General features: G+C 64.1%; 11 protein-coding genes. 4 read left to right on the top strand and 7 right to left on the bottom strand.

Annotation, left to right across the window (positions count from 1 at the left end; genetic code table 11):
* Nucleotides 1-24: 24 nt before the first annotated feature.
* The 5 genes from HY30_RS00800 to HY30_RS00820 form a co-directional block, all read right to left on the bottom strand.
* Nucleotides 25-1,515, bottom strand: coding sequence for an inorganic phosphate transporter (locus HY30_RS00800; RefSeq protein WP_034735944.1), 1,491 nt, complete (start codon nt 1,513-1,515; stop codon nt 25-27).
* A gap of 110 nt (nt 1,516-1,625) precedes the next feature.
* Nucleotides 1,626-2,099: an NUDIX hydrolase gene (locus HY30_RS00805; RefSeq protein ID WP_034735946.1), complete on the bottom strand. Its 474-nt coding sequence runs from the start codon at nt 2,097-2,099 to the stop codon at nt 1,626-1,628.
* Between the two features lie 124 nt (nt 2,100-2,223).
* On the bottom strand, nt 2,224-2,727 hold the full coding sequence (locus tag HY30_RS00810; RefSeq protein ID WP_162176873.1) for a hypothetical protein: 504 nt from the start codon (nt 2,725-2,727) through the stop codon (nt 2,224-2,226).
* 9 nt (nt 2,728-2,736) lie between these two features.
* Complete coding sequence (locus HY30_RS00815; protein ID WP_034735949.1) at nt 2,737-4,131, bottom strand: YadA C-terminal domain-containing protein; 1,395 nt, start codon at nt 4,129-4,131, stop codon at nt 2,737-2,739.
* Nucleotides 4,132-4,423: 292 nt separating this feature from the next.
* The gene (locus tag HY30_RS00820) at nt 4,424-5,758 is read right to left on the bottom strand and encodes an oxygenase MpaB family protein (RefSeq protein ID WP_034735952.1); all 1,335 of its coding nucleotides are present in this window, start codon (nt 5,756-5,758) and stop codon (nt 4,424-4,426) included.
* A 113-nt stretch (nt 5,759-5,871) separates the two neighbouring features.
* Here HY30_RS00820 and HY30_RS00825 point away from each other — a divergent pair, with 113 nt between their 5' ends.
* On the top strand, nt 5,872-6,486 hold the full coding sequence (locus HY30_RS00825; protein WP_034735954.1) for a TetR/AcrR family transcriptional regulator: 615 nt from the start codon (nt 5,872-5,874) through the stop codon (nt 6,484-6,486).
* Nucleotides 6,487-6,489: 3 nt separating this feature from the next.
* On the opposite strand, the gene uvrC is transcribed toward HY30_RS00825, so the two are convergent.
* Together uvrC and HY30_RS00835 are read right to left on the bottom strand one after the other, a co-directional pair.
* Nucleotides 6,490-8,364: an excinuclease ABC subunit UvrC gene (uvrC, locus tag HY30_RS00830; RefSeq protein WP_034735957.1), complete on the bottom strand. Its 1,875-nt coding sequence runs from the start codon at nt 8,362-8,364 to the stop codon at nt 6,490-6,492.
* A 39-nt stretch (nt 8,365-8,403) separates the two neighbouring features.
* A complete protein-coding gene (locus HY30_RS00835) occupies nt 8,404-8,730 on the bottom strand; it encodes a hypothetical protein (RefSeq protein ID WP_034735959.1) in 327 nt (108 codons plus the stop codon).
* Between the two features lie 265 nt (nt 8,731-8,995).
* On the opposite strand from HY30_RS00835, the gene HY30_RS00840 reads away from it, so the two are divergent.
* The 3 genes from HY30_RS00840 (at nt 8,996) to HY30_RS00850 (ending at nt 11,595) form a co-directional block, all read left to right on the top strand.
* A complete protein-coding gene (locus HY30_RS00840; protein WP_034735961.1) occupies nt 8,996-10,207 on the top strand; it encodes a pyridoxal phosphate-dependent aminotransferase in 1,212 nt (403 codons plus the stop codon).
* Between the two features lie 98 nt (nt 10,208-10,305).
* On the top strand, nt 10,306-10,770 hold the full coding sequence (locus HY30_RS00845) for a Dps family protein (protein ID WP_034735964.1): 465 nt from the start codon (nt 10,306-10,308) through the stop codon (nt 10,768-10,770).
* 132 nt (nt 10,771-10,902) lie between these two features.
* The gene (locus tag HY30_RS00850; RefSeq protein WP_034735967.1) at nt 10,903-11,595 is read left to right on the top strand and encodes a hypothetical protein; all 693 of its coding nucleotides are present in this window, start codon (nt 10,903-10,905) and stop codon (nt 11,593-11,595) included.
* Nucleotides 11,596-11,749: the final 154 nt, after the last annotated feature.

Genomic DNA, 11,749 nt, shown 5'->3' on the forward strand with positions numbered 1-11,749 from the left:
AGGTCCGTCCGGTAGAAAGAGGCGTCAGCCCAGCAGCTCGAACACGAGGAAGATCGCCGCCGACAGGCCGCCAGCCGCCGGAACGGTAATCACCCAGGCCGCGATGATCGTCATGAAATGATGGCGGCGCACGAGGCGGCGATAGCGCGGCTGGTCGCCGCCGGCCGGCTCGTCGCGGTCCGGGTTGCGCGGGTTGCGGGCGATATAGTCGCGCCGCCGCTTCGAGTTGGCCGTATACCATTCGCGGAAGAAACCGACGCCGAAGACCGCCCCCACGGCGATATGCGTCGAGCTGACCGGCAGACCGAGCGCCGAGGCCACGATCACCGTGATCGCCGCCGACAGGGCCACACAGAAGGCCCGCATCGGGTTCAGCTTGGTAATCTGGTCGCCCACCATGCGGATCAGTTTCGGCCCGAACATGATCAGCCCGAACGAGATGCCGAGCGCGCCGATGGCCATGACCCAGAGCGGAATGCCGACCTTGGCCGCCACGGCGCCCGACTGCGCCGTCGACACGATCGCCGCCAGCGGCCCGATTGCATTGGCCACGTCATTGGCCCCGTGCGCGAAGGAGAGCAGCGCCGCCGAGAAGATGAGCGGCAGCTTGAACAATTCCCGCAGCGACTTGTTGCGGTTTTCCATGCCGACCGACTGGCGCTTGATCAGCGGCCGGGCGACCAGCCAGGTCAGCACGGTCATGGCCACACCAATCAGGCTGGCGGTTGTCAGGTTGATCTCGATCAGGTGCTTCAGGCCCTTGGTCGCGAGGTAGGTCGAGAAGGCGCCCGCCATCACGGCCACCAGCAGCGGCACCCAGCGCCGCGCGGCGGCAATCTTGTCGTCCTGATAGATGATCGCCGTCTTGATGAAGGCGAGGAAGCCCGCCGCAATGATGCCGCCCAACAGTGGCGAGATCACCCAGCTGGCCGCAATCTGCCCCATGGTCGGCCAGTTGACAGCCGCAACGCCTGCCGCCGCGATCCCGGCCCCGGCCACACCGCCGACAATCGAGTGCGTCGTCGATACCGGCGCGCCGAACACGGTCGCGATATTGATCCACAGCGCCGCCGCGATCAGGGCCGACATCATGAGCAGGATGAACGTATTGGCATCGGCGAGGCCTGCCGGGTCGATAATACCCTTCGACACCGTGCCGACGACATCTCCGCCTGCAATCAGCGCGCCTGCGCTCTCGCAGATCGCCGCAATCGCCAGCGCGCCCATCATTGACAGCGCTTTCGACCCCACAGCCGGGCCGACATTATTGGCGACGTCATTGGCGCCGATATTCAGCGCCATATAGGCCCCGATTGCGGCCGCAATGACGATGATCAGGGCGCCGGGCGTATCTTGGATAATCGTGCTGACAACCAGCGCGCACACGGCGATGAAGACGAGCGCCAGTCCCGGCATCAAAAGCGAACGTGAGACCGAATGCGAGGCCTGCTCGATCTGTCCGACCTTTGAAAGGTCCTTGTCGAGGGTCGGCTTCATTCCGCTGGATTGGGGCATGCTGGCTGTGTTTCCGTCTTGCTTGGCCGCGCGGTAGCACGCCTTGCAAGCCGGATACAGGATTCGCGTTCAGATTTCAGGACGAATTTCTGGGACTGTGGCCGGGGCCCTCAGGGCGCAAACCGCGTCAGCAGCGTGCTCAGCTCCGGACAGTCCACTTTCGCCGCCGCCTCGCCGGGCGAAAACCAGCCGACTTCGCGCTGCCCGGCTTCCGGGAACCTGGCCACCTGTTCGCGCACTTCCAGCGCATAGACGGTTGCCTCGCACTCCATCACGGTTCCGGCGCCGATCCGCTTCTCGTAATGGAAGCTGCCCACCGGCGACGGGTCCAGCGCGCCGCGCACACCGGCCTCTTCATAGGCTTCGACCCCCGCCATCTCGTCGTCAGGCTTGCCCTCTTTCGGCCAACCCTTGGGCAACATCCACTGGCCGCGTCCGCGCGTCGTCACCAGCAGCACTTCATGCCCCTCCCCCACACGCCGCCAGCAGAGCGCAGCCACCTGCTGGGCCACGGGCGGGCGCAGCCACGCCCCCGTCACCAGGGCGGCCAATTCGCGCTTAAGACTGAACTCTGTAGATTTCATGACAGTAATGTGACGGTATTCGCTGCAACCTGCAATGGCGCACGTGCACAAGCGCCGCTACGCCCTCGCGCATGCCTATATACCTGCCATTATTAAGAATCCCTGCTGAATCAGGGAGCAAGCCTCAGCGCGGCGCGTCCACATCCATCTCCGCGACGGAAATCGCGTGGATCCGCCAGCCCCCGTCCACATTGCGATAGAGCAGGTCAAATCGTATCGCGCTCGGCCTGTATTCGAAAGCACCCCTCAGGCGCAGGTTACCCTCGAAATCGAGGGCCGGTTCAAGATAATAAGTCGGTGTGATCAGGATCGCCCGGCCGACATCCACGCGCCGGTTGCGCAGCGGTGCAAACACACCCGCCAGTGCTTTAGGACTATTGGCTTTCTGGAACTGGGGCGTGCCGAGCTGCTGCAGCACGTCGTAATTGCCTGTCCTGTTGGCATTGTCGAGCGTGACCATGGTCGACCAGACCAGCCGCGCGAGGCCCGTCTCGTCGGGCACGGATTCCGCGCGCGCCACCGACGCGCCTGCGGTCAGGATCAGCGCAGCCAGCAGGCCCAGGACCCGCAAGACCACGCCCCGCCAGAAGGCAGGGCGTGGAGCCTGGTGGGAACGCAAGGTGGACACAAAATCCCCTTACCAGGCAGCCGAGAAGCCGACACGTCCGCCCGTGCCGCCATTATTCATGCCCGAGGCAACGCCAGCATCAATTTGCCAGGCGTCATTAAGGCGATAACCCGCCGAGGCGCCAATCGCGCTCTCGCTGTCATAGAAACCGTAGCCGCCATTGATCGCGAACTTCTTGCCGACCGGCACATAGGCCGTGTCGAGCGCGAAGGCCGCCGCAATGCCCGCCCGGTTGTCCCGGATATCATCCTGGCTACGCGCAATCAGGTTGGCATTGGCGCTGAGGCCGGATGAAAGAGAATAGTCCGCAGCGAGATTGCCGTGCTGGTCCGTCGTCACCACGCCGACCTGCCCGCTCTGGGCTGCTGTACTCGCCGCCGAGCTCACACCGGCCAGTGTGTACGTATTGTCAGCCGTGCCCAGCGCGACCTGGTTAGCCCGCGTGGTCGTTGCGCCATTGCCAATCGCCATCGAGTTCGCAAATCCGGCGCTTGCCTGGTTGCCGAGGGCCGTCGCGAAATCAGCAGACGCATTCGCCGCTTCGCCAATCGCCGTCGAGCGCACACCAGATGCACTGGCCAGGTGACCAAAGGCATGCGCGCGCTCAGCCGTGGCAGAAGATTGCCAGCCAAAGGCCGTGGCCGCCGTACCATTTGCCGTGGCTTCACCACCGACAGCGGTTGACGAATTGCCGTTGGCAACCGTCGTCGTACCGATGGCAATCGCGTCAGCGCCCGTGGCCGAGGCCTGGTTGCCTTGGGCAATGCTCTCGAGGCCATTGGCCGTTGCCGCTTCGCCGACGGCCAGCGAGCGGATGCCCGATGCCTTGGCGAGGTGACCGAAGGCATGGGCGCGCTCTGCCGTTGCGCCGGACTGCCAGCCAAACGCCGTTGCCGCCACACCATCTGCCACGGCTTCACCGCCGACAACCGTTGTCGAATTGCCGTTGGCAACCGTCGTCGTGCCGATGGCGATGGCGTCGACGCCTGTCGCCGAGGCCTGGTTGCCTTGCGCGATACTCTCGAGGCTGTTCGCAACAGCGGCCTCACCCACTGCCAGCGAGCGGATGCCGTTCGCCTTGGCGAGATGACCGAAGGCCTGCGCGCGCTCTGCATTGGCGCCGGACTGCCAGCCGATCGCCGTCGCGCCGGGTCCTGTCGCAACCGACTCGCCGCCCACAGCCGTGGTCGAATTGCCCGTCGCAGTGGCATCCGTGCCCACAGCCATCGCGTCAACGCCGGTCGCCGCCGCGTCCACGCCGCACTCCAGCGCGGTGGCCTCCCCGGCATTGGCATTACAGTCAGGTGTCGCATCGGCAAAAGCCGGCAGCGCAGGTACCAGGAAAGCGCCCAATACCATGGCCGTCAGTAGGCCGCTTGATTTCAGCAGATTATGTTTTTTCATCACCCGTTTCCCGTTCCATAGACGCAGGGCGGAATGCCCGGCCGCTCTCCTCGCCATAAAATATAGCGTGTAGAATAATTTACGGGCAGCGCCGGAAACTGGATCAGTGGGATTTAAAGATTTTGCTAACTATTTCGCGACCTGCAGCAAACACGGCAGATATCAGCGATAGAGAATGGGAAGCGGAGGGGCTTGCCCCCCGCGCCGGGCAAGCGGGACTGGGAGTGAGACCAGCCCCGCCGCCCCCCGCAAGAGCCTGTCGGACCGTAAGGGGGCGGTCCGGCAAGCCCTGTCAGTGACTGTGCGCCGCCGATGCCGGGGCCGCAGGCCGGTAGGCCCCCGCATCCGTCGTGAACTCGGCATGGCCATAGCGCGCCAGCAATTTGCGTATCTTCGCCGTCAGGCGCCGGTCGGCGAGCCCCTTCAGGCCCGGTGTCGCCAGCGCCAGCTTGTACGCCGCCATCTTCAGCGCGATCCCGGTGCCCATCACGGCGGCGACGGCATAGTCCAGGTTGCTGACCGGCACACCCATGTCGGCGGCCGCCTTGCGGTCCCCGCCCAGGAATTGCTGGATGAACACGATCCGCGAAAACCGCTTCTCGATGGCGTCGAACACGCGGCTGCCGAATGATTTGTCCGGCGGCATATAGGCCGCCAGCGTCGCCCGCACGAGCGCCCCGCAGGTCGCGTCGTCAAACCCGTCGCGGATCGATCCGCCCCGCGCATTCATGATGTCGATGATCCCCTGCGGCGTATCCATCAGCAGGTCTTCCGGCAGGCCCAGCAGGTAACAGCGATAGCGGCTGAACTCGACCCGCGCGCGCTCTTCGGCGGTAAATTCCGTGCGCCCTTCGGCCACCATCTGGTAGGCCAGCAGGAAGACGTCGATCAGGCCCGCCGGCATCTGGTCCACCTGCGGGATCGGGATACCGTACACGGACACGTCCCAGCCCTTCACCCGCCGCAGCACATTGAACCGCACCATGGAGTGCATCAGTCGCACCATGGCGGCGGCCTTGAAGCCCTCGCCATGCGGCTCCATCGCGCCCGGCAGGGTCGTCACGGTAAAGAAGGTCGCCGTCTCGTTGACGCGCCGCGCCGCCGTCGTGCCGCTCAGTGTCCCGGTCAGCGCCATCGGCAAGGCGGTATACTTGTTCAGGAAGGTCGCCAGGAAAGAGCCGCGGATCATCCACGGCGCCGCCACGGCCATGGGCAGCCGGTTCAGCCGCGCGCCCTCGCGCACCAGATCCATGTCCAGCCAGTCCGGCTTGGTCTCCATCTCGGCGATCAGCGCGACCAGTTCCGCCGGCGCGTCCGGCACGGCTTCGATACCCTTGTCACAGGCGGTCTGCAGCATGTCGACCAGCGTCTTGAAGCCATACTCGCCCATCAGGGCCGCATAGGCATCGGCGGTCACATCGCCCAGCATCGTATAGGCGCGCACGCGCTCCACCATGTCGGCCGGCGGCGTGGGGAACTTGTCGGCATAGGAGGCAATCGAGCTTGCCGAAACGTCCTCGGTATAGCGCTCGGGCAGGACCGAGAAATCGACATCCCCGTACATGGCCGGTAAAGTGGCCTTCTGCTTGGCGATGCGCGTATGGATGGACGCTTGAACATCAGACATGTTTCGACCCTTCTGACCGCTCTATTGGCAGCATAATCTATATATGTGAGTATTGCTCATGTTTTCTACTCGCTTAGCGCGAACGGAACGCACAAGCGCAGGGGGGATTCCAAGTGACTGATAAAAAAAGAAGAAATCCAAAACAAGCGCGGGCGCAGGCAACTGTAAATGCGATACTCGAAGCGACATTTCACATTCTGGAGGCCGAAGGCCTCGCCAATCTGACAACAAATGGCATCGCCGAACGCGCCGGTGTGAGCATCGGCACACTCTACCAGTATTTCAGCGATCGCGACGCGATACTGGCGATGCTCGGTCAGCGCCAGTCGGATGGTATCGGCGAGCGCATCCTGGAAATCATGCAGGATACGTCCGAGCCGGACGGCATCCGCAAGGTCGTCCGCGCGTTGATGCACGGCGTGCAGGGATCGCCCGAAACCCGTATTGTGCTCAGCGACGCCCTGTTCCGCGTCCACGGCGAAGGGGCCATCATCAATCATAGCAAGGCGTTCAGCGATATCCTGCAGACGCACCCCGAACTGAGCTTTATCAACCGCCCCGAGTCAGCCTTCATCCTCACACATGCCGTGATCTGCCTGCTGCGCGCGGCGATTGCCGAGTCCAGCCTCGGTCTCCAGTCAGACGCCCTGGAAGACGAGCTCGTGCTGTTGATGGAAAGCTACGTCATAGCGCTTGCAACCCGCGCGCAAGTTCAGCTGACCAACTAGGCCTCAGCCGCTGTGGAAGTGTCCGTAGATCCGCTCGGCCAGCGCCTCGTTGACGCCCTCGACCGCCATCAGGTCAGCCACTTTCGCCCGTGACACGCCGCGCGCCGAGCCGAAATACTGCAGCAATGCCTTCTTGCGCGCCGGGCCGATCCCCTCGATCTCGTCGAGCGGCGAACGCGCAATATCGGCCGAGCGCTTCGCCCGGTGCGCGCCGATCGCCCAGCGGTGCGCCTCGTCACGCAGCCGCTGCAGGTAATAGAGCACCGGCGCCGTCTCCGGCAGCTTGAACGGCGCCCGGCCCGGCCGGAAGAACTGCTCACGCCCGGCATTGCGGTCAACGCCCTTGGCAATCGAGACGAGGTTCACGTCGTCCGGCCCGAGCCCCAGCCCGGCCAGCGCTTCCAGCACGGCGTTCAGCTGCCCCAGCCCGCCATCGATCAGCACGAGGTCCGGCCAGTTGCGGTCATTGCCCACCGCCTTCTCCTTCAGGCCGCGCGCAAAGCGCCGCCGCATGACTTCGCGCATCATGCCATAGTCGTCGCCCGGCTCGATCTCGGTGTCCTTGATATTGAACTTGCGATAGGCGGTCTTCATGAACCCGTCCGGCCCGGCCACAACCATGCCACCCACGGCATTCGTGCCCTGGATGTGCGAGTTGTCATAAATCTCGATCCGCTGCGGCACCGTCTGCAGCTCGAACAGTTTCTGCACCTCGTCCAGCAGCCGCGCCTGGCTCGCCGTCTCGGCCAGCTTGCGCGTCACCGCCTCCGTCGCATTGCGCTCGGCCTGCGCCACGAGGTCCCGCTTCGAACCGCGCTCCGGCCGGCGGATCTCGATTTTCCGGTCGACCTTCAGTTCCAGCGCCTCGCCGATCAGGCTCGCCTGTTCCGGCATCTCGTTGACCAGGATCAGCTTCGGCGGCGGGCGCTTGTCATAGAATTGCACCAGGAAGGCGGCCAGCACTTCCTCCACGCTCTCGCCGCCATCATGGCGCGGATAGTGTGCCGTCGCGCCCCAGTTCTGCCCGGCCCGGATGAAGAAGACCTGCACGCACGAGACGCCGCCCTCCATCGCGATGGCAAAGATGTCGGCCTCTTCCAGCCCGTCCGGGTTCACGTCCTGCGTCGCGCGCACATGCGCCAGCGCCCGGATGCGGTCACGCAACCGCGCCGCCGTCTCGAACTCCATCGCCTCGGCGGCCGCGTCCATCTCTCCGGCCAGCCGCTTCTGCAGGTCGGCCCCCTTCCCCCTCAGGAAGTCTGCCGCCTCGTCGGCCAGCTCGGTATAGTCCTCTTTCGAGATCAGCCCCACGCAGGGCGCCGAACAGCGCTTGATCTGGTGCAGCATGCAGGGCCGCGTGCGCGCATTGAACACGCTGTCCTCGCAGGTGCGCAGCAGGAAGGCCTTCTGCAGCGTGTCCAGCGTCTGCATCACCGCCCCGGCGCTCGCGAAGGGCCCGAAATAGTCGCCCTCATTATGCTTGGTGCCGCGATACTTCTTGATCTGCGGCGCCTCATGGTTCCGCCGGATCAGGATATAGGGAAACGACTTGTCGTCGCGCAGCAGCACGTTGAAGCGCGGCTTCAGGCTCTTGATCAGGCTCGCTTCCAGCAGCAGCGCCTCGGTCTCGCTCTCGGTGACGACGAATTCCATCCGCCGCGTCAGCAGGATCATCCGCGCGATCCGCTGCGTATGCCCGCCGAGGCGCGCATAGTTCGACACGCGCGCCTTCAGGTCGCGCGCCTTGCCCACATACAGGACCTCACCGCCATCGCCGAACATGCGATAGACACCGGGCCTCCCGGGCAGCCGTTTCAGATTGTCCTTGATGACGTCGACGCCGCGAAGCGTGGTTGCGTCATTCTCCTGCGATTCCATGGCTCCCTAGATAGCGCCTGCAGGCGCCGCTTGCGAGGCCTAGAACAGCCTGTCGATCAGTTGGCCGAAATCCACGCCGCCATCAAAGCCCCAGCCAATGCCGAAAGCGAAGATCATCACGATCACGAGGGCAAAGAAAAACTCGCTGCCCTGCTTCGTCTCCCTCTTTTTCTTGCGCTTGGCCAATTGCTGCGGGCGGAAGGCCAGGATCAGCAGGATCAGCGCGAACACGCAGAGGCCGATCACGCGCTGCGTATCGCTCAGACGCTCCAGCCAGATGCCAAGATCATTCGCTGCGTGCCGCGCCTCGTGCACGATCAGGTCCCATATCTCGCCGATGGGAATGATATTGTTCGATGAGACCATGGTCTCGATAGTCCTCTGCCGGTCCGGCAAATTCACCGGATTCTGATTGGGCATCATCGCAGGCTTGGTTGAAAAACCGATAAAGAAATACGATAAAATTCAGCCAATTGGCATAATCAGGCCTTAGAATAGCCTGTTGCGGCACAGGCCTGCGTCCCGCAGCCGCATGGCCGCAGATTCGGGAAAAGCTTGCCGCAATCGCCCATGCGTCCTAAGGCACAGGCCATTCGCCCAGCCTCCAATCCGCACCTCGGGATCTCATATAATGTCCGCTGACATCCGCCTCGCCGACGCCCTCGAACGCGTCAAGCCGTCCGCCACGATCGCCGTCACCACCAAGGCCGCCGAACTGAAAAGCGCCGGCCATGACGTCATTGGCCTCGGCGCAGGCGAGCCCGATTTCGACACGCCGGACAATATCAAGGAAGCCGCCATCAAGGCGATCCGCGAGGGCAAGACCAAGTACACGCCTGCCGACGGCCTGCCCGAGCTGAAACAGGCCATCTGCGGCAAGTTCCTCCGCGAGAACGGCCTCACCTACAAGCCCTCGCAGGTGCATGTCGCGCCGGGCGGCAAGCCGGTCATCTACAACGCCCTCGTTGCCACGCTGAACCCCGGCGACGAAGTCATCGTGCCCGCGCCCTACTGGGTCTCCTATCCCGAAATGGTGCTCATGGCCGGCGGCGAGCCCGTCATCGCCCCCTGCGGCCCGAACACCCAGTACAAGCTGACGCCGGATGCGCTCGAAGCCGCGATCACGCCGCGCACGCGCTGGATCATCCTGAACTCCCCGTCCAACCCCACCGGCGCCGCCTATACCAAGGCCGAGCTGCGCGGCCTCGCCGACGTGCTCCTGCGCCACCCGCAGGTCTGGGTCCTCACCGACGACATGTACGAGCACCTCGTCTATGACGGCTTCGAATACTGGACCATCGCCCAGGTCGAGCCCACCCTTTACGATCGCACGCTGACCATGAACGGCGTCTCCAAGGCCTATGCCATGACCGGCTGGCGCATCGGCTATGCCGCAGGCCCTGAAAAACTGATCAAGGCCATGGGCAAGGTCATCAGCCAGACCACGTCCAACCCGTCCTCGATCAGCCAGTATGCCGCCATCGAAGCCCTCAACGGCCCGCAGGATTTCCTCGAACCGCGCCGCAAGGTCTATCAGCAACGCCGCGACATGGTCGTTGCGGGCCTCAACAAATGCGCCGGCCTGCACTGCCCGACGCCTGAAGGCGCCTTCTATGTCTATCCGTCCTGCGCGGGCGTCATCGGCAAGACGGCCCCGTCCGGCAAGGTCATCGAGACGGACGAGGATTTCGCCACCGAGCTTCTGGAAACCGAAAAGGTCGCTGTCGTCTTCGGCGCAGCCTTTGGCATGTCCCCGGCCTTCCGGGTCTCCTACGCCACGTCGACCGAAGCCCTGACCGAAGCCCTCATCCGCATCGAACGCTTCTGCGCCGCCCTGAAATAGATTGCGTCTATAGGTCGGCCAGCTGCTATTGATTGGTAATGTGGGTAACGAATGCCCATCTCATCTGTATAATCTTCAATAGATACAGGAGTCACACCATGCCCATCGATATCGGAATGAACGACAAGGCCCGTCAGTCTTCCGCGCAGGCGCTCCGGGTCCTGCTCGGCGAGACCTATGCGCTGTATGTGAAGACACACGGCTACCACTGGAATGTCACCGGTCCGCGCTTCAACTCGCTGCACACCATGTTCATGACCCAGTATACCGAGCTCTGGACCGCGCTCGACGAGATTGCCGAACGCATCCGCGCCCTTGGCCACTTCGCCCCCGGTTCGTCCTCGGAAATGCTGGAAGAGGCCACGATCAAGCCCGACAATGGCGTGCCGGATGCCGAAGCCATGATCTCGAACCTGGTCAAAGGCCACGAAGCGATCAGCCGCGCCGCCAAGATCGGCCTCAAGGTTGCCGAGGAAAACAATGACATCGTGACGGTCGACCTGATGACCCGCCGCGCCGACATTTCCGAGAAAACCGCCTGGATGCTGCGCGCCAATCTCTAGGCGCACCGGCAGGTTTCAGGACGTCTGACGTCAGAGGGGCTCCCGTGCGGGGCCCCTTTTTTCGTGGCGCGGCAAGTGTAGGAAAACCGGCGACTTATCCGCCCCCCGCAAAACCATGCCTACAATTGCCTCATGTTTCCGCTCGATGAACAGGACATGGAGATCGTGGCGCCCGAAGGCTGGGCGCGGCTTGACCGCGTGGTGCTCATGGCCGCGGACCTGCTCGGCCCCGTAGCCGATGCCATCCTGCCCAAGGGCGTCGCCGCGAAAATCCTCGCCATCCTGAAACCGGCCGAAGCCCTCGCAAGGCGCCTCCTCTATCTCCTCGCCCCCACCATCACCCTCACGCCCGCATCCACGGCCCCTGGACCCGCGTCCCCGGCGAAAGCCGGGGCCTCATCCCGTCCGGTCCCGCTCCCATCCGCAACGGACCCCGGTCTTCCCCAGCGTGGTCGGAAAATACTGTTCCGCCTCACCGAAGCCCCCGCACGCGGTCCCAAACCCACCGGCCCCCGCATCCGCTACCTCGACGGCCCGCCAGCCCCTCCAAAACCGCCAGCGAGGCCCGCCACGCCACAAACGGCCGCCCGGCTGAGAGACCGCCTCATCGCGCTCACCCTGGTCCTTGGCGACCCGAACCATCACGCCAAACGCCTCGCGCGCTTTCTCGCCCGCCGCGCCGCCAAAGACAGCCCGCGCCCCGTCCCCTTCAATTTCGCCTATGTCCCCCGCCTCGCCCGTCTCGGGCTCGAGGAAGACCTGCGCGACGCCCTCGAATTCACCAATGCTGCTGCGCATTACAAGGCGCATGCCCCGCCGGGTTAGCGGCCTTCAGCGCCCTTTGCCCTCTTCGCGCTTTGGTAGAGTGAAAACAAACGAATGCATTTTTACCGTTTGGACAGCCTGCCGCGCCGCGATGGGCGCCCCTTGGCGTGCGCGGAATAAAAAAAAGCCCGGCAGCGAATGAACGCGCCGGGCT

The organism is Hyphomonas chukchiensis (genome assembly GCF_000682695.1).
GTDB classification, from domain to species: Bacteria; Pseudomonadota; Alphaproteobacteria; order Caulobacterales; family Hyphomonadaceae; genus Hyphomonas; species Hyphomonas chukchiensis.

Bases quoted from the DNA above. Each gene is read 5' to 3' on its own strand.
- HY30_RS00800 (WP_034735944.1), bottom strand. From the start codon at position 1,515: ATGCCCCAATCCAGCGGAATGAAGCCGACCCTCGACAAGGACCTTTCA.
- HY30_RS00805 (WP_034735946.1), bottom strand. From the start codon at position 2,099: ATGAAATCTACAGAGTTCAGTCTTAAGCGCGAATTGGCCGCCCTGGTG.
- HY30_RS00815 (WP_034735949.1), bottom strand. From the start codon at position 4,131: ATGAAAAAACATAATCTGCTGAAATCAAGCGGCCTACTGACGGCCATG.
- HY30_RS00820 (WP_034735952.1), bottom strand. From the start codon at position 5,758: ATGTCTGATGTTCAAGCGTCCATCCATACGCGCATCGCCAAGCAGAAG.
- uvrC (WP_034735957.1), bottom strand. From the start codon at position 8,364: ATGGAATCGCAGGAGAATGACGCAACCACGCTTCGCGGCGTCGACGTC.
- HY30_RS00835 (WP_034735959.1), bottom strand. From the start codon at position 8,730: ATGGTCTCATCGAACAATATCATTCCCATCGGCGAGATATGGGACCTG.
- HY30_RS00840 (WP_034735961.1), top strand. From the start codon at position 8,996: ATGTCCGCTGACATCCGCCTCGCCGACGCCCTCGAACGCGTCAAGCCG.
- HY30_RS00845 (WP_034735964.1), top strand. From the start codon at position 10,306: ATGCCCATCGATATCGGAATGAACGACAAGGCCCGTCAGTCTTCCGCG.
- HY30_RS00850 (WP_034735967.1), top strand. From the start codon at position 10,903: ATGTTTCCGCTCGATGAACAGGACATGGAGATCGTGGCGCCCGAAGGC.